Here is an 18,703-nt window from a genome sequence, read left to right as displayed (position 1 = left end):
TTGTGAGAAAAACAAAACGCGTCACAATTAAAGACATCGCGGAGCTGGCGGGGGTTTCAAAAGCCACCGCCAGCCTGGTACTGAACGGACGCAGCAAAGAGCTTCGGGTGGCGGAAGAGACCCGCGATCGCGTTCTGGCGATTGCCAAAGAGCATCACTACCAGCCGAGCATTCACGCCCGTTCACTGCGTGATAACCGCAGCCACACCATTGGTCTGGTGGTCCCGGAGATCACCAACTACGGTTTTGCCGTCTTTTCTCATGAACTGGAAACACTGTGCCGCGAGGCGGGTGTTCAGCTGCTGATCTCCTGTAGCGATGAGAATCCGGGGCAGGAGACCGTGGTGGTCAATAACATGGTGGCGCGCCAGGTGGACGGATTGATTGTTGCCTCCAGCATGCTAAATGATGCGGACTACCAGAAACTGAGCGAGCAACTGCCCGTTGTCCTCTTTGACCGCCATATGAACGACAGCTCGCTGCCGTTGGTCATTACCGATTCGATTACCCCCACGGCGGAACTGGTGGCCGAGATCGCCCGCCAGCATCCTGATGAGATTTATTTCCTCGGCGGGCAGCCACGCCTTTCCCCGACGCGGGACCGTCTGGAAGGCTTTAAGCAAGGTTTACGTGAGGCCAATGTCGAGTTACGACCGGAGTGGATCATTCACGGCAACTATCACCCGAGCTCAGGCTACGAGATGTTCGCTGAGCTTTGCGCGCGCTTAGGCCGTCCGCCTAAAGCCCTCTTTACCGCCGCCTGTGGCCTGCTGGAAGGGGTATTGCGTTATATGGGCCAACATAACCTGTTGCAAAGTGATATCAGGTTAGCCAGTTTTGACGATCATTATTTGTATGATTCGCTGACGATACCGGTTGATACCATTCGCCAGGATAACCGCCAGCTGGCGTGGCACTGCTTTGATCTGATTGGTAAATTGATCGACGGCGAGGCTCCGCAACCTGTGCAGCGGAAGCTGGATGCCACCCTTCAGCGGCGCTTTAAAGGGTCAGAGTAGCCCTGTTTCGAAAAGGGGATACTTCAATAACTTTAATTAATTTTAGTTTTGGAATAGCCGATAACCATAAGGAATAATTTTCCTTGAGGTATTGGTTTATGTCGTTGAAGAAGTCGTCCCTGATTGTCCTGTTCTCACTGCTTTTCTTCTTTGTTGTCAGCACTGCTACCAGCGTTGGCCTCATCATTAAAAGTAATAATTCCCTGGATAACGTGAACAAAGAGATCCAGGTTGTGCTCTCCATTATTGACCCTATCAACCATAGCCGTACGCTGCGCGTCAGGGCGATGGAGTACGTGAAGATGATGGAAGTGGGCAATACTGCCGATGAGGCTGCCAGGCTTTCTGCGGTGAAAGAGGCGTTGACCAAAGCGGACCACGCCTTTGCGACCTTTATGGCTTCACCGCGTTTGACGGATGAAGCCCCGCAGGTAACTGCCTATCAGGATGCCTGGCAAAACTACCGTAACCAGGGGCTGGCTCCGCTGATCGAGGCCGCAGAGGCGCACGATGTAGCCAAATTTAACGCGCTGATCCCGGAAGTCTCCCGCCTCGACCGCCAGTACGAGATCGTTCTCGACCAGGTCCTTTCCATTCATCAGAAATATGCCAAAAGTCTTAACGAGGATGCGAGCAGCAACTTTGTTTCTGGCCTGGTGATGATTGCCGCTATCGCCAGCCTGTTTGTGCTGGTGATTATCGCCGTTAGCCTGCTGATGAAACGCTTTGTCTTCGCGCCGGTTAACCTGGCCCGTGAACACTGCAGCCAGATTGCGGCGGGCAAGCTGGACATTCCGGTGCCCGTGAAGGGCAGCGCCGGTAATGAAATCGATCATCTGATGGGTTCCATGGAGCAGATGCGCCAGGCGCTACTCGCCACTATCGCCCAGGTGCGCGACGCGAGCCATACCGTAACGCACGCGGCACAAGAGATCGCTTCCGGAAATATCGACCTGGCTTCACGCACCGAACAACAGGCATCTGCATTGACCCAGACCGCCGCCAGTATGGAAGAGCTGAGCGCGACGGTGGCGAATAATACCGATAATGTATCCCAGGCCGGGAAGCTGGTGCAGGACGCGGTGAAAAATGCCCACACCGGCGAAGCGGTGACCCGCGAAGTGATCGAAACGATGAACACCATTGCGGCGAACTCGAAGCGCATCGAGGATATTACCAGCGTCATTAACAGCATCGCCTTCCAGACCAACATTCTGGCGCTCAACGCTGCGGTTGAGGCCGCGCGCGCGGGCACGCAAGGCCGCGGCTTTGCGGTTGTTGCCAGCGAAGTGCGAACACTCGCGCAGAAAAGCGCGGTGGCGGCGAAGGACATTGAAAGTCTTATCGCGCAGTCTGTTTCCAGCGTGAAGAACGGTGCGCAGTTGGTTAACCGCTCGGGAGACGTTATTGATTCGATTATTTCTTCGGTAAATAAAGTGAATACGCTGATGGAACAGATTTCCGTTGCTTCGGAAGAGCAGAGCCGAGGGATTGGGCAGGTTGGCCAGGCCGTTACGGAGATGGACGGCGTGACCCAGCAGAATGCGGCGCTGGTGCAGCAGTCTGCCGCAGCGGCGGCCTCGCTGGAAGAGCAGGCGCAGCAGCTTTCGCGGAGTATTGCGAGTTTTAGATTGCCGGTGCAGGCTTGATAGATGGGAGGAGGCTCCCTGGGGAGCCTTTTATCTACTATATTCGTCTGGCATTAAGCATGCACCGTAGCTAACCAGGCGCTGTGTTCCCTGTTTCACCTTTTCCAGGGTTGCCATATGATCTTCATGCATGTCTCGAAGCGAGTTTGTTAGTGCAATAGCTAACTGTTTGTTCGACTGCATTTTAAGTTGCAAATAGTTTTGTGCCATTTTATATAACCTTGCAGTATCATTATCTTATGATCATTGATCATGATTGAGAAAGGAGCAACATCGAAAATGGGAAAGCGCAAGAGTGCTCTGATTTATGTCCTAACCGTAATTATATTTTTGCTTATTATCCCTGAAATCATTCTGCGTGTATGCACGTCCGAGCAACTCGGCCGTATCAGTGACTTCACCAGTTTAGGTGGCTTGTTAAATCCACTATTATCCTTGCTCATCTTCCTGGCACTGTTGTCAATCATACTGGCCGTCATTGCTATCACATTGGCTAAGCGAATTCTTCGTACGAGATGATTTGCCTGAAAGCGACTCATAGCGCCCGCCAGCCATTACTGCTATGAGTCCAAAATCGTCAGCCCAGAAATTTTATATTCACCCCAGCAATATTTCCCACCCTCATCCGTCTACCTCATCACAAGCCATAATCTGTTACTGACAATGAGGTAAACACCATGAGAGATTTTGATATGCACGGCAGAGGTCACGGACGCGGATTAGGTCGCCACCGTATGGGTAAGGGCTTGATCATCGGCGCGGTGATTTTCATCGTGCTCGGCCTGCTGGTGATGACCCTGTGGAACGCATTACTTCCCGCCATCCTCGGCGTGAAAGCCATCGGCTTCTGGCAGGCGCTGGGCATTCTGCTATTGAGCCGCATCCTGTTCGGTGGGTTGGGCTTCAGGCCTGGCATGTTCGGCGCACACCGCCGGATGCACGAGCGCTGGATGAACATGACGCCCGAACAGCGTGAAGCCTTTATTCAGCAGCGCCGCGCTGGGTTTGGACGCCATGGCCATTGTGGCTGGCGCGACCACCGTGATGAGAAGCGCGATGACAATGCGGCGAAAACACCGGAAGCAGAGTGAACGATATGAAAGCCGGTGAGGCAGGTGAATCGCTACTGGTCTCGGCGCTGAATGCCTGCCGCGCCCGCCTGAAGGCATTCATTCGCGGGCGAACGGCGGTTCGCGATGATGCCGACGATATCCTGCAGGAAGTGACGTATCAGCTGATGAAAGTGGAACAGCCGGTGGAGAACGTCGCCGCCTGGCTGTTTCGCGCGGCACGCAATGAGATGACCGACCGGGCGCGGAAAAAGCGCGAGGTTTCGCTCGCTGGCGACTTTACCGCTGACGACGACGAGGATTTCCCCGAAGAGGAGTTAGCAGAAACGTTATTCGGCGTGCCGCAAACGCCGGAGGAGGAGTATCTTAAATCGCTACTGTGGGAAGAACTCGAGCAGGCCCTGTCGGAACTGCCGCCGTCACAGCGTGAGGTATTCGAAAAAACTGAACTTCAGGGGTACAGCATGAAAGCGCTGGCGGATGAAACGGGTGACACGGTGCAGGCGTTGTTATCCCGCAAGCATAAGGCCGTGCGATTTCTGCGTAGTCGCCTGCAGGATATCTATGAAGCGTTGACAGGGGATTGAAGTTCGACCACTCTGAAAAACAATATGTTAGAGGGATCGTTATGCTTCAATTGCCTGCAAAGAAAAACGTGCTGTTACTTGCTGCTCTGATCGTTTCAGGAGGGGTCAAAGCGGAAGAGACGCTGCCTGATGCCGTGAAGAACTTCAGTGAGCAGCAGGATATCAAGATCCTCAAGAAGATTGACGCCCCAGGCGGTGCACCTGCCTGGCTGGGACAATACCAGGACATGGGCGTCACCCTTTTTTTAACCCCTGACGGAAAGCACGTGGTTTCGGGGTATCTGTATGATGAAAAGGGAAAAAATCTCAGTGAGGGCTATTTCCAGAAAGAGATCTACGCGCCGATGGGGCGTGAAATGTGGAAAAAGCTCAATGCAGCGCATCCGCTGAAAGAGGGGGCTGACACTGCGCCGCGTAAAGTCTTCGTCTTTGCCGATCCGTTCTGTCCGTACTGCAAAGCCTTCTGGGCCGAAGCACAGCCGTGGGTAAAGGCGGGCAAGGTCCAGCTGAATACGCTGCTGGTTGCGTTTCTCAACCCCAACAGCGGGCGTAACGCCTCAGCTATTCTGAATGCGAAAGACCCGGTCTCGGCCTGGAAAGAGTACGAGCTTTCCGGTGGGAAAAAATTGCCTAAACCAGACGCTGCGGCGACGCGTGAAACCGTCGAGATCCTGCAGAAGCACCAGGCATTAATGGACAGCCTCGGGGGGAATGCCACTCCGGCGATTTATTATCTGAATGAAGAAAACGAACTTCAGCAGGTGATGGGACTGCCGAACGAGAAACAGCTGGTAGAGATGTTCGGGCCAAAACCCTGATAGGAGCGGGCAGTAACGGCGTGTTCCTGCCCGCGTTTGCCCACTCAGCTACCCCAGCGCCCACGGAGATAACTTACCGCATCCTGTGTTTGCGGCTGGTTGAGATAGTCCTCACGGAACAGGATGGTGCCATTCACGTTGGGCAGTGAATCGTTCAAATCAAGCTGTTTCTTCAGTTCAGGCACGCCGCCGTTAACCGTCCAGTCAGGCTCATTTTTAGAGGGTGCCCCCACTTTGTAGAACGCGATGCCGATGTAAAGGCGGGTATGGGTCGGTTTCACCACGTCAGCCCACCATTTGGTCAGTACATCATAACGCGCGGCGTCACGAGCGAAGGGCCAGTAGATCTGCGGTGCGATATAATCCAGCAACCCCTGTTGAACCCATTTGCGGGTGTCGGCGTAGGATTCATCATAAGCGGCAGCACCGCGCGTGTCAGAGCCTGCCGGGTCAAAGGAGCGGTTGCGCCAGACGCCCGCCGGGCTCACACCAAACTCAACGTTGGGTTTTGCCTGTTTAATCGCACGGGAGACCTGCACGATCAATTCTTGCGTGTTGTGACGTCGCCAGTCTGCTTTTGAGGCAAATCCCTCGCCATATCGCCTGTAGGTATAGGCATCATTCAGGGTCGACCCGGGCGTTTCCGTGTAGAAATAGTCGTCGAATTGCACGCCGTCTATCGCATATTGCCTCACTACCTCGGTCACAACCTGGGTTATCCAGTCACGCACCTCCGGAATGCCCGGATCGAGGACGAAACGATCGCCTGATGTACGGATCCATTCCGGGTGCTGTACGTAAACGCTGGAAGGGTGCAGTGACGATGTCCGGTTTAACGCGGCAATGGTCGAGGGTTTGGTGTTCGTGGATACGCGGTATGGATTGAACCAGGCGTGAACCTTCATACCGCGCTTGTGGGCCTCATCCAGCATGAACTGGAGCGGATCGTAGCCCGGATATTCCCCAATGGTTCCCGTCAGGGTATCCGACCAGGGCAGGATTTTAGATGACCACAGCGCTGTGCTGTCCGGCTTAACCTGGAAAAAAACGGTGTTAATCCCGAGACTTTTCAGCTTATCGAGTTTGTCCGTCAGCGCCTGCTTCTGCATCGCAATACGCTGGTCAGCGCTGCGGCCATTCACCGATGCCAGCGGCGGCCAGTCGAGACGAGAGACGGTCGCCAGCCAAATCCCGCGCATCGGCTCGTTCGCCTGCTGCGTCGGTTTGCTCGCGGTGGGGAGAGGGGTAACCAGTGATTTAGGTGGTGTTGAGGAGCAACTCACAAGTAAAAGTGCGCAGGCAGCCAGCGCACCAATCCGTTTTACGTGTCGCGTCATTTGCGTTTTAGCTCTTGATAATCCGACTGTTAGCCCAGGGATTAAAGGCGGGCGCTTCCTGCTCTGTGCTTACCTCATCGTTGAGGGAATCCAGATACAGGGCTTCGACTTCTGCGCGCGCCCACGGTGTACGGCGCAGAAATTTCAGGCTCGATTTAACGCTGGGATCTTTTCTGAAACAGTTAATTTTGATGCGGTCGCCCAGTTCGCTCCAGCCATATTTCGCCACCAGGGCGTTGACCATCATCTCCAGCGTTACGCCATGCAAAGGATCGTTAGAAATGTGTGCAGTCATAGGCGTCCGGATGTCTCAATGTTTATGGGGGAAGGGTTATCGGTGAAAGGGTACAAGAAAGCAGGGGAAGCGGCAATTTAAGCGTGAGGTTCTTCACCCCTGAAGGGTGAAGAAAAGGAAAAAACGTTTATTTTTTATCGTTAAACAGCTCAGGCGCCCACGGACGTGGATCCACCTCCATAAACGGCGCGCGCTCGAAGCGGTCCTTCAACGCCCACGGCACCGTGCAGTCGAAGATTGTCTTGCAGGAAATGCCGTTTGCGCGAATTGAGTTGCTGTAATCCGGCGACTGAGACGGATCCAGCTGGTGGCCGCGGATCCCCGGGATATTGGTGATGCTGACATCGCCCTGCATACGGGTGGTCATCGCCCACAGGATGTCGTCGCTGTCGAAAATATCCACGTCTTCGTCGACAAGAATAATATTTTTCAGCTCCGAATAGGTGGCTAAGGCAATGAGTGCCGCCTGGCCCTGACGTCCTTCGTCCGACGGCTGGCGTTTTTTCACCTGCAAAATACCGAGGAACTTACCGCCGCCCGCGGTATGCGCATAGACGTTTTGCAGGAAGCCCGGAATCGCCTCCTCAACGGCATTGCGGATGCTGGCCTCCGTCGGCAAACCGGCCAGCGTGGTATGTTCTTCTCCTGGCCCCACCAGCGTTTGCAGGATTGCGTGATGACGCATGGTCACCGCTTTCACTTTGATCACCGGCAGGGAGGGGTTCGCCTCACCGCAGTAGCCCGGGAACTCCGGCATCGCGTGGCCGGTATTGGTGTGCTGATCTTCTCTTACGCGCACGCCTGGAAGCAGCTCGCCCTCGATGATGATTTCCGCACGCGCGATCGCTTTCTCTTTCACCGCCACGCCCTGCACCAGTTCGACCGGATGCTCGCGCAGCGCCCCGGCGACGCCCAGCTCGTTGTAGCCAAACGGCGTGGTAGGGGCCTCAAAGCACGCGCCGATATAGATGGCGGGATCGAGCCCCATGTTGATCGTCACCGGCAATGGTTTTCCGGCCTCTTCCGCCTTTTTGCGGAAGACTTCGATATGACGACCGGCGGCAAGGAACATGGAAAGCTCGTCACGCTCCTGGACGCAGAGACGGTGGATGGTGACATCCGTGAGCGAGCTATCTTCAGGATCGCTTGCCAGCACCAGCCCCAGACAGAAGAACGGGCCCGCATCAATCGGTGTGTTTGTCGGTGCAGGAAGCAGTTTGCGCAGGTCGAAATCAGGGTCGTCCGCGTAGAAGACCTGCTCCTGACAGGGGGCCTGCGAGGCCGGAACGACAACGGGTGCCACCGGCTTTTTCACCGCCTGTCCGACGTGTTTTGCCAGTTCAGAAGGCTCGCAGCCCAGAAGGAGCGCCGCACGATCGCGGCTGGCGTGCATGCCCACCAGAATGCGGGAGCCCGGATAGCCCTTCACGCTGTTGAACATCATGGCCGGGCCCGTACGGGTCGGACGTTTTACCGTACCGCCCGCGCCGATATGACGGTAGACCCCCGCCAGCTCTGCGTTGGGATCGACCGGACGCTCGGTTTCAATATAGTGCCCTTCGTGGCGCTGAAGTAGGGCGATGGCGCTGCGGAGATCGTTAATCTGGTTTTCCATGTTTTCCTCCCTCGTTTGAATACCTTCATTCTCAGGGCGATGACCAATAGCATCAATTGCATCATTACTGTTAAATTGATAAGTAAATTAATATCAAAAGAGGAGGTGTTCCGTGCAGTTTCGTCAGATGCGCCATTTCATCGTCGTTGCCGAAGAGCTCCACATGCACCGTGCCGCTGAGCGTCTGAACATGGCGCAACCGGCGCTGAGTCAGCAGATAAAGGCGCTGGAGGAACGTTTAGGCGTCACGCTCTTTAGCCGGGCGAACCGCCGCTTAACCCTGACGCCCGCTGGCGAAGCGTTTCTGGTGAAAGCCAGGCTTGCCATCTCCCTGACCGAGCAGGCGGTTCTGGACGCCAGGCAAACGGCAAGAGGCGAGCAGGGGGTGTTAAACCTGGGGTGCGTGTCGAGCGCGATGTTCGACGGCAGGCTGCCCGCCGCGCTGCGCCAGATGCATACGCGCTGGCCGGACATCACCATGTCGCTGGTGACGGGAAATGTGCAGACGCTCTACGCGGCCGTGCAGAGCAATCAGCTGGATGTGGCCATTATCCGGGCTCCCTTGCCGTCGCTGCCTGACGATCTGCAAAGCCGACCGTTCACCGCTGAAAAAACGGTGCTGGCGCTGTATCGTCAGCATCCCCTGGCCGGTTCTGCCGCGCTGACGCTTTCGTCGGTGAAAGATGAAAAGTGGATCTCCCTGCGCGACCCGGAGGGAATGGGGCTGGAACAGTACTTTTATGACGCCTGTAGCGGAGCGGGTTTTCAGCCGGACGTGGTACAAAACGCGACCGACGTGCCCACTGTGATAAGCCTGGTCTCGGCGGGGTTTGGGCTGGCGCTGCTGCCCGCGTCGGCAAAGGCGGTGAGCGTCGAGAATGTGGTTTACGTGGACATCCTCGACCGGCTCAGGGAAAGCGAGTTGACGCTGGTTTGCCACCGGATTATTCGCTCAGAAGTGCTTAAAAAATTTCTGGTTACCCTCGATCACACCTGACGTCCGGCGGCCAGCAGCAGCTGCTCGCGCAGCCAGGTATTCGCCGGATCATGGCTGTTTTTCGGGTGCCAGTACATGTTGATGGTAATCGGCTGGAGCGGCAGCGGCGGCGCGAAGAGATCCAGCGTGCTGGCAAACTGTTTCAGCATCCGCTCCGGCAGGGTGCACACCAGGTCGGTACCGGCCACAAGCGCAGGCGCCACGGCGTAGCTCTGCGTCGACATGGCGACGTGCCGCTGGTAGCCCAACCCTGCGAGGGTTTGATCGACAAAGCCGGTAAACGGATCCCCCGCCGATGACACTACCAGATGAGAAATGGCGCAGTAGCTTTCCAGATCTAACGGTCCTGTCCCGCGCGGATGGCCTTTGCGCTGTGCGGTGGCGAACGCGTCGTCGATGAGCTTGCGCCTCACCCAGCCGTCATGGGCTCCCGCGCTCACGCCAATGTAGATATCCACATCCCCCTTTTCCAGCTGCTGCGGCAGTTCAGCCATCACAGGCAGGGCGAAGCGCAGGCGGACGCCGGGGGCTGCTGCGCCTACCTGGTTAAGCAGCCCGGTGCCCAGCATCAGCGCCGGGTTTTCATGCAGCGCGATAACAAAGGTCCGGCTGCTGGTTTGCGCCTTGAACGCGGTGGGGGCAAACATCGCGCTGATGCCGCGCAGCACGCCCTCCACCTGCGGCCTGAGTGCCTCCGCTCTCGGTGTGGGTAACACCCCGCGTCCATGCGGGGAGGGAATAAACAGCGGTTCGCCAAAGAGCGAACGCAGGCGCGCGAGACGGGCGGACATCGCCGGCTGGCTGATGCCCAGCCGCGCGGCCGCATGGGTGATGTTCCTGTCCTGGAGCAGGGCGTCCAGGGTCAGGAGCAGGTCTATGTCCATCTCAGTAACCCGCGTCATCTTATTTCGCGCCGCTGGCGTCCCGGTTGGTATAGGTTACCGGTACCCAGGCATAGCCGCTGCTTTCGCCTTTGGTCACGTAGCCGATACCCGGGAAAGGCAGATGGGGCGCAGCCACCAGATCTTTATTTTTCACAAAGTCCGCAAACGCGTGCTGGCGCACGCCTGCCGCTTTGTTCTGATCTTCATCGTAGGTGATTGTCACGTCAGGTTGCGGGAACTGGACCGCCGCGGCGTGAATAATGTCGCCCACGAAGGTGATCTTCTCGCCTTTGCTTTCCAGGGTATAAAACGCTGAACCCGGCGTATGGCCTGGATGAACCGTGCCGGTAATACCCGGCAGAAGTTCAGAGGTGCCGCTAAACGGCACGACCTTGCCGGCGTCCAGATAGGGCTTTAAGGTCTTCTGCGCGACGGTAAAGTAGTTCTTGCCGTAGCCGGTTTTTTTCTGGTTGTCGTCGTTAAAGAAAAAGTCGATGTCCGGTTTGCCCACGAAAACGCGGGCGTTGCTGAACACCGCCTTGCCGTCTTTTACCAGGCCGCCAGAATGGTCGGAGTGGGCGTGAGTCAGCAGGACTTCAGTAATGTCCTGCGGCTTAATTCCCTGCGTGGCGAGGCTCTCAATCAGACGTCCGCCATTGCCGGGGCCAAACAGCTGGCCTGAGCCGGTATCCACCAGAATTTTATGTCCAGGCATCGCAATCAGGAAGGCGTTGATGGACACCTCAGCCGGGTTAGTCTGGAAATTTTTCGCCAGCAGTGCATCAATGTTTTGCGGCTTTGTCCGGCGCAGCAGCTTGTGCAGATCCTGCGCGACGCTCCCGTCGGTAAACGAGGTGACAAGCACATCGCCGACCTGAACGCTGTATCCGCCCGCCGGTTGTTTAACGACGTGCTGGGGCGTCTGTGCCGTCGCCTGCAGCGCAGGATAGAACAGCATTGAACTGGAAATCAGCATGGACAGGGCAAGTTTTTTCACGGTAAGCATACGAGTCTCCTTTGAAAGCGCTCATCTTACTTCTCCGTAAAATTATAAGAACCTGCCTAATAATGATAGGACCTATAAATGGGATGGATAGTAAACCGAAGGGCCGACAAGGCGGGCGATGCCTTTCCCGGCCATAAGATATTATTTTTTCAGGGGGGCGTTCCAGCTGTCCAGCGTGGCTTTAACCAGCTCACGCTGCTGCTCGCTCGGCTTTTTGTTTTTAAACTGCACGGCGAAATCCGGCAGGCTGTCGCCAAACAGCATCACGATCTGCTGCTTTTTGAGGATGCTCTGGCGACGCTCTTAACAGGTAATGCCAGCAGTAATGCCTTAGCCATTGAATTCACACTTCTTTCCTCAACACCGTGGTTAAAATCCCGAAAGCGTAATGAAATCTAATGACAGAAATATGAAGGCTGCTTGCTAGACCAGCATGTAATACCAGAACAGGGCAACTTCGTCTTTTTCCGGTAAGGCGTTGTACAGATAACGATCGTATCCGCCCAGGGTAAAACCATATTGACGGTAGAACAGACAGGCTGACACATTTACGTTTTGCGTCTCAAGCCGTAACCCGGCGGCATTGACGCTGCGGGCCCAAACGTGTGCGGCGGCCATCAATTTTTGCGCGGCGCCGGTTCTGCGTTTTGTTCGATCAACAGCAATATAATCCACTGAGATAAACTTATTCCAGCTGATTGACGCGGTAATAAATCCGGCTATTTCACCGTCATCCGTTTCGGCGATAAGAAATATCGCGTCCGGATTAACGCAGTTGTTTTCAAGGGTTTGAATGTCGAGCTCGTAGGTTTTTGTCCAGGGTTCGGCGACGGCGTCGATATGCAACTCGCAATGGATAAAGGGTTCTCGCGCAATATGGCTAATGGTGAAAGAAAAGTCACAGCATTCAAGACGTACGAGGTCAGTATTTAATCCTTTTCGAATCTGCATAGAATTCCCTGTAGTGAGTTATTTCATAAAGAATAGACGAAGCGGTTAAATTCGCTGAGCTAACACACTTTTCATACTGAACTAAGCTTGTACTTCGTTTCGCGTAAAATGCGGTCATTCGAGGACAAGGAATGGAATTCAGAACGTGTCAAAGGCACTGGGGTGCTGAGTATATTTCCGATGACGTTGTCCGCTTTCGCGTCTGGGCTGAAGGACAAAAAAATCTCACGCTGCGTCTAAACGATAACGACATTCCGATGGCCGCCAGCGGCAATGGCTGGTTCCAGGCTGACGTTACGGGCATCAAGCATGGCGCAGAGTATCAGTTTGTTTTACAGGACGGCATGACCGTTCCTGACCCTGCGTCACGCGCTCAGAAAGGGGATGTCAACGGACCGTCGGTTGTTATCGATCATCGCCGGTATGCGCACGTTAACCGTGGCTGGAAGGGGCGTCCGTGGGAAGAGACGGTCATTTACGAGCTGCACATTGGCACCTTTACCCCGGAGGGCACCTTCCGGGCGGCCATCGACAAGCTGCCGTATCTGGCAGAGCTCGGTATTACCCAGCTTGAAGTGATGCCCGTTTCTCAGTTTGGCGGATCCCGCGGCTGGGGCTATGACGGCGTACTGCTGTACGCGCCGCACGCAGCCTACGGTTCTCCGGGGGATTTTCACGCGTTTATCGACGCCGCGCACGGACTGGGGCTTTCGGTGGTACTGGATATTGTGCTCAACCATTTCGGCCCGGAGGGGAATTATCTGCCCTTGCTGTCACCCGCATTTTTCGATGCGGATCGGATGACGCCGTGGGGCAACGGCATCGCTTACGAACGCGAGCCGGTGAGGCAATACATCACCGATGCGCCGCTTTACTGGCTGACGGAATATCGTCTGGATGGCCTACGGTTTGATGCCATCGACCAGATCAAAGACACTTCGGATACGCACATTCTTGAGGAGATAGCCGAAACAATCCGCGAGGCGATCCCGCACCGTCACGTTCACCTGACCACGGAAGACAGCCGCAACGTGATTTTCCTGCATCCGCGAGATGAACAGGGCAGTACCCCGCTGTTCACCGCCGAGTGGAATGATGACTTCCACAATGCCGCTCACGTGTTTGCCACCGGCGAGACGCACGCGTACTACCAGGATTTTGCCTTAGAGCCGGAGAAAAAATTCGCCCGGGCGCTAACGGAGGGATTTGTCTACCAGGGCGAGGTTTCTCTGCAAACCGGTCAATCGCGCGGCGTGGAGTGCCACACCCAGCCGCCACCGTTCTTCGTTGATTTTATTCAAAACCACGATCAGACCGGGAATCGCGCCCAGGGGGAGCGGCTCATCACGCTGGCGGGCGCGGAGAAGACCCGCGTGCTGCTGGCGGCGCTGCTTCTTTCACCCCACATCCCGCTGCTGTTTATGGGCGAAGAGTTCGGTGAAACCCATCCGTTTCTGTTCTTCACCGATTTCCATGGCGAGCTGGCAAAAGCCGTGCGGGAAGGGCGCGCGAAGGAGTTTACCGGCCATGCCGGGCACGATGAGACCGTCCCCGATCCTAACGATCTGAACACGTTCGTCCGCTCAACGCTCGACTGGGATAAGCTATCGCAGGAGGAGGGAACAGCGTGGCTGCGCTTTACCCGAAGCCTGCTTTCGCTGCGGCATCGTCATATCGTCCCACTGCTGCGCCAGGGCGGAACCGTTGAGGGCAAGATCCTGCAAACGGCGCACGGCAGGGTCACGGTGAGCTGGCAGTTCCCGCAGGGGACGCTGTCGCTGGCACTGAATATTGGCAATAAAACTGTCCCAATGCCCGAACTGGATGGAGAAACCCTCTTTAGCTGGCCGGAGGCGGGTGACGCTTTGCCGCCGAACAGCATTGTTGTTCGCTTTGCTGATGGAGAAGCCGCGTTATGATCCCTTCCGCCACGTACCGCATACAGTTTCGCAATGGCATGACGTTTGACCGGGTGGTTGCTCTGATCCCGTATTTCCGCGATCTCGGCATTAGCCATCTCTATGCGTCACCTGTTTTTACCGCGACAGCGGATTCCACCCACGGCTATGACGTCACCGATCCCAATGAAATTGACCCCGCGATAGGTGGGCGAGAAGGTTTTAACCGCATGGCCGCGGCGCTCAGGCAGGCTGACATGGGGTTGATACTGGATATTGTCCCTAACCATATGTCGACATCGCTGGAAAACCGCTGGTGGCGAGACGTAATTGAGCACGGCAAACAGAGCCGCTACGCGCGTTATTTCGATATCGACTGGTCGCGACCGCTGACGCTGCCGTTTCTTGGCGATACCTTTGAAGCCGAACTGGAGAAGGGTGCCATTACGCTTCATCGTGACAGTGTCACGAATAAGACCGCGCTGGTCTATTACGACACCGCCTATCCGCTTAACCCGGGTACCTGGGAAGAGAACAAAAGCATCGCCGAACTGCACGAGGCGCAGAGCTGGCGGCTGATGTCATGGCGCGAAGCGCCGAAGCAGCTTTCGTGGCGACGCTTCTTTGAGATTACCGGGCTGGTCGGCGTCCGGGTAGAAGACGAACAGGTTTTTAACGACACGCACCGCCTGATCCTCGAACTGGTTCACGACGGGACCGTTGACGGCCTGCGCATTGACCATATTGACGGACTGGCAGATCCGCTGGGGTATCTGCACCGTCTGCGCCAGGCCACCGGGCCAGACTGTTACATCACGGTGGAGAAAATCCTCGCGAAGGGAGAACAGCTCCCGGCCGAGTGGCCCGTGTCCGGCACGACGGGGTACGAATTCATCGCGTCGCTGGCGGAGGTGTTGGTGGATGACAATAGCCTGGAGCGTCTGGAAAAAGTCCATAACGAGACGCTGGGCGTTACGGTCGATCGGCAAAACGCGCTGCGGGATGCCAAAGGGCTGATGACCGACCGCAACTTCGAAGGGGAATTCACCACGCTTCTCAACATTGCCCGCGATTTGGCTCAGCACAACAACGTTGAGATACAGACAGATGATATTCATCATGCGTTACGCGAACTGCTTATCGCCTTTCCGGTTTACCGCACCTACGGGACTGCTAAGGGGTTAACGCCTTCTGACGTTACGCTGCTGAGCCGTGTTGTCGCCAGTGTGAACACCTCGGAACCCGCGCTTAGCCTGATCGTGCGTATTCTGACCGGCGATCTGCCGGAGCGTGACCGCGATGCGGCCTCCCTGTTCAGGACCCGTTTCCAGCAGTTGACCGGGCCGCTGATGGCGAAGTCCGTGGAAGACACGCTGTTCTTTCGCCACAATCTCGAGCTTGCGCTTAATGAAGTGGGGGCCGACCCGACGCCGCGCGCCTTCTCGCTGTCGCGTTTCCATCAGGAGATGCGCATTCGTCTTGCCCGTCAGCCCGATGCGCTGCTGGGTACCTCGACTCACGACACCAAGCGCGGGGAGGATGCTCGCGCGCGCCTGTACACGCTGACGGAAGCGCCCGAACAGTGGGGCGAGAATCTGGCACGCTGGCGGCAGATGAACCAGACGCAAGTGCGCTTCCTTAACGACGGCACCGCGCCGAACGCCGCTGATACCTGGATGATTTATCAGGCGTTGGCTGGCGTCTGGCCTGCCACGCTCTCACCTGACGACTGGGACGGGCTGCAAACCCTTGAAGCGCGTTTCCTTGGTTTTATTGAAAAAGCGCTGCGCGAGGCCAAGCAGCGAACCGACTGGATCGACAGTAACGAGAGTTACGAAAACGTCGTGATGGACTACGTCCGCCATCTGCTGTCGCCCGACAACACGCTGTTCCTGCATGATTTCAGTGAAACCTTACAGCCCTTTATTCGCGCAGGCCTGATGAACAGCCTGAGCCAGACGGTGATTAAACTTACCGCGCCCGGCGTACCGGATATCTATCAGGGCAGCGAAGCGCTCAACTTTAGCCTGGTTGACCCGGATAACCGACGCGAACCGGACTTCGCCGCGCTGGTGCAAAACCTCAGTACGGCGGACCTTAGGGTGTTTAACGACGAGCAGTGCTGGCGGGACGGGCGCGTGAAGCAGTATGTCACTGCCACGCTGCTGCGGCTGCGCCCGCACTACCCGGTGCTGTTCCGCTACGGCGACTGGCTGCCGCTTAAAGTGACCGGTGAGCGCGAGGAGCATCTGATTGTGTATGCGCGCGTTAAGGACGACCAGGCGCTGATTGTTGCTGTGCCGCGCCTGGTTTTCACTGTCACCAGGAACGAAAAACTGTGGGTCAATACCTCGGTAGCCATACCCGACGAGCTGGTCGGGAAGCGCTATCGCGATGTGTTCAGCGGTGAAAGCCGCGTTCTGCAAGAGACGCTGGATCTAACGTCAGAAAAGGGATGTGTATTGGTTCTGCTTACCTGCGAATAATCGTGGAGAACAAAAATGGCAAAGGATAACAGGTTTGAAATTCGGGCCGGTCATGGCCAGCTGTTGGGCGCAAACTATGACGGAAAAGGCGTGAACTTTGCGCTCTTCTCCGCGCACGCAGAGCGGGTGGAGCTCTGTCTGTTTGACCCGTCCGGGAAAACGGAAATTGCCCGACTGGAACTCCCGGAATATACCCATGAGGTCTGGCACGGCTACGTGCCCGATCTCAAGCCCGGCGCGCTGTACGGCTATCGCGTCTACGGTCCCTACGCCCCGGAAAGCGGACATCGCTTCAACCCGCATAAGTTGCTTATTGACCCCTACGCCCGTGAACTGGTGGGCGATATCGACTGGAACGACGCCCATTTTGGCTATGAGCTTGGGCATGATGAACTCGATCTCAGTTTTGATACCCGCGATAGCGCGCCGTTCACGCCCAAATGTAAGGTTATCGATCCGGACGCTTTCGACTGGCAGGACAACAACCGGCCGAACGTGCCCTGGTCGCATACCGTTGTCTATGAGAGCCACGTGAAAGGCTTTACCCAGATGAACCCGGCCATTCCGCCCGAACTGCGCGGCACGTTTGAGGGGATGGGACACAAAGCCTCGGTCGAGTACATCAAAAGTCTTGGCATCACCTCGGTTGAGCTGCTCCCGGTTCACTGGTTTCCGGACGACCAGCATCTGCTTGACCGCGGGCTGAAAAACTTCTGGGGCTATAACACGCTGGGCTTTTTCGCTCCGGCGTCGCGCTACTACGGCCCGGCGGGGATCCAGGGTTTCCGCAACATGGTGCGTGCGTATCATGACGCGGGCATCGAGGTGATTCTGGACGTGGTGTATAACCATACGGCGGAAGGTAACGAGCTGGGGCCAACGCTTTCGTTTAAGGGCATTGATAACTACAGCTATTACCGCACGCTGCCGGGCCAGCACCGCTATTACATTAACGACACCGGGACGGGAAACACGGTTAACACCTCGCACCCGCGCGTGCTGCAGATGGTGATGGATTCCCTGCGCTACTGGGCGGAATCGATGCATATTGACGGTTTCCGCTTTGACTTAGGGACCATCCTCGGCCGCGAGCCGGAAGGGTTTGATCCGCGCGGCGGTTTCTTCGACGCGGTCACACAGGATCCGGTGCTCTCTAAACTCAAGCTGATTGGTGAACCCTGGGATATCGGTCCCGGCGGCTATCAGGTCGGCGGTTTCCCGCCGGGCTGGGGCGAGTGGAACGACAAATACCGCGACACGGTGCGTGAATACTGGAAGGGCGATAATGTCTCAAACGATTTTGCCGCCCGTCTGCTGGGCTCCGGCGATCTCTACGATCTGCGCGGACGTCGTCCGTGGGCCAGCGTCAACTTCATCACCGCCCATGACGGCTTTACACTGAACGACCTGGTGTCGTACAACGAGAAGCACAACGCCGACAACGGCGAGGACAATAACGACGGGCATAACGATAATCGCTCGTACAACTATGGCGAAGAGGGGCCGACGGAGAACCTGGATATTATTGCCACGCGCGAGCGGCAGAAACGTAATTTCCTGACCACTCTGCTGTTCTCCCACGGCACGCCGATGCTGCTGGCGGGCGACGAGTTTGGCCGCACGCAGAAGGGTAATAATAACGGCTACTGCCAGGACAGTGAGATTTCGTGGATCGACTGGAAGGGGCTAACCGAAAACGACACGGCGCTGCGCGAGTTTACCCGACGGCTCATTGCCTTACGCGCATCGCAGCCGTTACTGCGTCGTGAAAGCTGGCGCGACGGGCTGGAGATCCGCTGGTTTAATGCCGGAGGGGGGCCGCAGCAGGCCGAGCAGTGGGATGAGGGCTCAACGCTTGGCGTTTCCATCAGCAGGCCGGATCTCAAACAGGAGGAGGGCATCTGGCACGATGTGCTGATGTTGTTTAACCCGTTTGAAGGCCCGGTTCCCTTCCAGATCCCGCTGTTTGGGGAAGGTGGATGGGTGCTTGAGCTGTCTACGGCTGAAGATACTGCCTCCGGAACGGTTATCACCCAGGCCGTAGATTACGAACTGGCCGGACGCAGTATCTCGCTTTTCAGACGTCCTTAA

16 protein-coding genes and 1 pseudogene are annotated in these 18,703 nt (G+C 56.5%); 9 read left to right on the top strand and 8 right to left on the bottom strand.

All coding sequences use genetic code 11. From position 1 onward, the window contains the following. The first annotated feature begins 2 nt into the window (after positions 1–2). Both N2K86_RS11210 and N2K86_RS11205 read left to right on the top strand, forming a co-directional pair. Positions 3–1,019: a LacI family DNA-binding transcriptional regulator gene (locus tag N2K86_RS11210; protein WP_260661587.1), complete on the top strand. Its 1,017-nt coding sequence runs from the start codon at positions 3–5 to the stop codon at positions 1,017–1,019. Positions 1,020–1,117: 98 nt separating this feature from the next. Next, positions 1,118–2,668 carry a methyl-accepting chemotaxis protein gene (locus tag N2K86_RS11205; protein ID WP_260661586.1) on the top strand — a complete coding sequence of 517 codons (1,551 nt, stop codon included), beginning with the start codon at positions 1,118–1,120 and terminating at the stop codon, positions 2,666–2,668. Positions 2,669–2,698: 30 nt separating this feature from the next. Here the strand turns inward: N2K86_RS11205 and N2K86_RS11200 are convergent, their stop codons facing one another. Then, positions 2,699–2,878, bottom strand: a complete 180-nt coding sequence (locus tag N2K86_RS11200; RefSeq protein ID WP_260661584.1) for a hypothetical protein — start codon at positions 2,876–2,878, stop codon at positions 2,699–2,701. 467 nt (positions 2,879–3,345) lie between these two features. Between N2K86_RS11200 and N2K86_RS11195 the strand changes: the two genes are divergently transcribed. From N2K86_RS11195 to dsbG, 3 genes are read left to right on the top strand one after another with little or no spacing between them, the layout of a single operon-like run. Next, entirely contained in the window at positions 3,346–3,759 is a 414-nt protein-coding gene (locus N2K86_RS11195) for a hypothetical protein (RefSeq protein ID WP_260661583.1), read from the top strand. A gap of 5 nt (positions 3,760–3,764) precedes the next feature. Then, positions 3,765–4,325, top strand: a complete 561-nt coding sequence (locus tag N2K86_RS11190) for an RNA polymerase sigma factor (protein ID WP_260661669.1) — start codon at positions 3,765–3,767, stop codon at positions 4,323–4,325. Positions 4,326–4,366: 41 nt separating this feature from the next. Continuing rightward, the gene (gene dsbG, locus N2K86_RS11185) at positions 4,367–5,143 is read left to right on the top strand and encodes a thiol:disulfide interchange protein DsbG (protein ID WP_260661582.1); all 777 of its coding nucleotides are present in this window, start codon (positions 4,367–4,369) and stop codon (positions 5,141–5,143) included. Between the two features lie 44 nt (positions 5,144–5,187). On the opposite strand, the gene N2K86_RS11180 is transcribed toward dsbG, so the two are convergent. The 3 genes from N2K86_RS11180 to N2K86_RS11170 form a co-directional block, all read right to left on the bottom strand. Continuing rightward, positions 5,188–6,480, bottom strand: coding sequence for a glycoside hydrolase family 10 protein (locus N2K86_RS11180; protein WP_260661581.1), 1,293 nt, complete (start codon positions 6,478–6,480; stop codon positions 5,188–5,190). 7 nt (positions 6,481–6,487) lie between these two features. Next, a complete protein-coding gene (locus N2K86_RS11175) occupies positions 6,488–6,775 on the bottom strand; it encodes a VF530 family DNA-binding protein (RefSeq protein WP_221550101.1) in 288 nt (95 codons plus the stop codon). A gap of 127 nt (positions 6,776–6,902) precedes the next feature. Next, the gene (locus tag N2K86_RS11170) at positions 6,903–8,390 is read right to left on the bottom strand and encodes a UbiD family decarboxylase (RefSeq protein WP_260661579.1); all 1,488 of its coding nucleotides are present in this window, start codon (positions 8,388–8,390) and stop codon (positions 6,903–6,905) included. A 112-nt stretch (positions 8,391–8,502) separates the two neighbouring features. Between N2K86_RS11170 and N2K86_RS11165 the strand changes: the two genes are divergently transcribed. Beyond that, positions 8,503–9,387 carry a LysR substrate-binding domain-containing protein gene (locus N2K86_RS11165; RefSeq protein WP_260661578.1) on the top strand — a complete coding sequence of 295 codons (885 nt, stop codon included), beginning with the start codon at positions 8,503–8,505 and terminating at the stop codon, positions 9,385–9,387. On the opposite strand, the gene N2K86_RS11160 is transcribed toward N2K86_RS11165, so the two are convergent. The 4 genes and pseudogenes from N2K86_RS11160 to N2K86_RS11145 all read right to left on the bottom strand — a co-directional run bounded on the left by N2K86_RS11160 (position 9,378) and on the right by N2K86_RS11145 (position 12,228). Beyond that, positions 9,378–10,289: a LysR family transcriptional regulator gene (locus N2K86_RS11160; RefSeq protein ID WP_260661577.1), complete on the bottom strand. Its 912-nt coding sequence runs from the start codon at positions 10,287–10,289 to the stop codon at positions 9,378–9,380. The genes N2K86_RS11165 and N2K86_RS11160 overlap by 10 nt on opposite strands. A 1-nt stretch (position 10,290) precedes the next feature. Then, the gene (locus N2K86_RS11155) at positions 10,291–11,277 is read right to left on the bottom strand and encodes an MBL fold metallo-hydrolase (RefSeq protein WP_260661576.1); all 987 of its coding nucleotides are present in this window, start codon (positions 11,275–11,277) and stop codon (positions 10,291–10,293) included. Positions 11,278–11,418: 141 nt separating this feature from the next. After that, positions 11,419–11,580 (bottom strand): annotated as a pseudogene (locus N2K86_RS11150) (5'-nucleotidase); the annotation flags it as partial. A 120-nt stretch (positions 11,581–11,700) separates the two neighbouring features. After that, positions 11,701–12,228: a GNAT family N-acetyltransferase gene (locus N2K86_RS11145; RefSeq protein ID WP_260661575.1), complete on the bottom strand. Its 528-nt coding sequence runs from the start codon at positions 12,226–12,228 to the stop codon at positions 11,701–11,703. A 131-nt stretch (positions 12,229–12,359) separates the two neighbouring features. Between N2K86_RS11145 and treZ the strand changes: the two genes are divergently transcribed. Genes treZ through glgX form a run of 3 tightly spaced genes read left to right on the top strand, consistent with a single transcriptional unit; the run spans position 12,360 to position 18,703 of the window. Next, a complete protein-coding gene (gene treZ, locus N2K86_RS11140) occupies positions 12,360–14,147 on the top strand; it encodes a malto-oligosyltrehalose trehalohydrolase (RefSeq protein WP_260661574.1) in 1,788 nt (595 codons plus the stop codon). After that, on the top strand, positions 14,144–16,612 hold the full coding sequence (gene treY / locus N2K86_RS11135) for a malto-oligosyltrehalose synthase (RefSeq protein ID WP_260661573.1): 2,469 nt from the start codon (positions 14,144–14,146) through the stop codon (positions 16,610–16,612). The genes treZ and treY overlap by 4 nt, the downstream gene beginning before the upstream one ends. 15 nt (positions 16,613–16,627) lie before the next feature. Then, complete coding sequence (gene glgX / locus N2K86_RS11130) at positions 16,628–18,703, top strand: glycogen debranching protein GlgX (RefSeq protein WP_260661572.1); 2,076 nt, start codon at positions 16,628–16,630, stop codon at positions 18,701–18,703.

It is taken from the genome of Enterobacter mori (assembly GCF_025244905.1).
GTDB lineage: Bacteria > Pseudomonadota > Gammaproteobacteria > Enterobacterales > Enterobacteriaceae > Enterobacter > Enterobacter mori_A.
Note: the sequence above shows the minus strand (reverse complement) of the source record. Positions and strands in the feature narration are given on the sequence as shown.

What these genes read in the sequence shown, in the direction of transcription:
- N2K86_RS11205 (WP_260661586.1), top strand. Translation starts at nt 1,118, where the DNA reads ATGTCGTTGAAGAAGTCGTCCCTGATTGTCCTGTTCTCACTGCTTTTC.
- N2K86_RS11200 (WP_260661584.1), bottom strand. Translation starts at nt 2,878, where the DNA reads ATGGCACAAAACTATTTGCAACTTAAAATGCAGTCGAACAAACAGTTA.
- N2K86_RS11195 (WP_260661583.1), top strand. Translation starts at nt 3,346, where the DNA reads ATGAGAGATTTTGATATGCACGGCAGAGGTCACGGACGCGGATTAGGT.
- N2K86_RS11190 (WP_260661669.1), top strand. Translation starts at nt 3,765, where the DNA reads ATGAAAGCCGGTGAGGCAGGTGAATCGCTACTGGTCTCGGCGCTGAAT.
- dsbG (WP_260661582.1), top strand. Translation starts at nt 4,367, where the DNA reads ATGCTTCAATTGCCTGCAAAGAAAAACGTGCTGTTACTTGCTGCTCTG.
- N2K86_RS11180 (WP_260661581.1), bottom strand. Translation starts at nt 6,480, where the DNA reads ATGACGCGACACGTAAAACGGATTGGTGCGCTGGCTGCCTGCGCACTT.
- N2K86_RS11175 (WP_221550101.1), bottom strand. Translation starts at nt 6,775, where the DNA reads ATGACTGCACACATTTCTAACGATCCTTTGCATGGCGTAACGCTGGAG.
- N2K86_RS11170 (WP_260661579.1), bottom strand. Translation starts at nt 8,390, where the DNA reads ATGGAAAACCAGATTAACGATCTCCGCAGCGCCATCGCCCTACTTCAG.
- N2K86_RS11160 (WP_260661577.1), bottom strand. Translation starts at nt 10,289, where the DNA reads ATGACGCGGGTTACTGAGATGGACATAGACCTGCTCCTGACCCTGGAC.
- N2K86_RS11155 (WP_260661576.1), bottom strand. Translation starts at nt 11,277, where the DNA reads ATGCTTACCGTGAAAAAACTTGCCCTGTCCATGCTGATTTCCAGTTCA.
- N2K86_RS11145 (WP_260661575.1), bottom strand. Translation starts at nt 12,228, where the DNA reads ATGCAGATTCGAAAAGGATTAAATACTGACCTCGTACGTCTTGAATGC.
- treZ (WP_260661574.1), top strand. Translation starts at nt 12,360, where the DNA reads ATGGAATTCAGAACGTGTCAAAGGCACTGGGGTGCTGAGTATATTTCC.
- treY (WP_260661573.1), top strand. Translation starts at nt 14,144, where the DNA reads ATGATCCCTTCCGCCACGTACCGCATACAGTTTCGCAATGGCATGACG.
- glgX (WP_260661572.1), top strand. Translation starts at nt 16,628, where the DNA reads ATGGCAAAGGATAACAGGTTTGAAATTCGGGCCGGTCATGGCCAGCTG.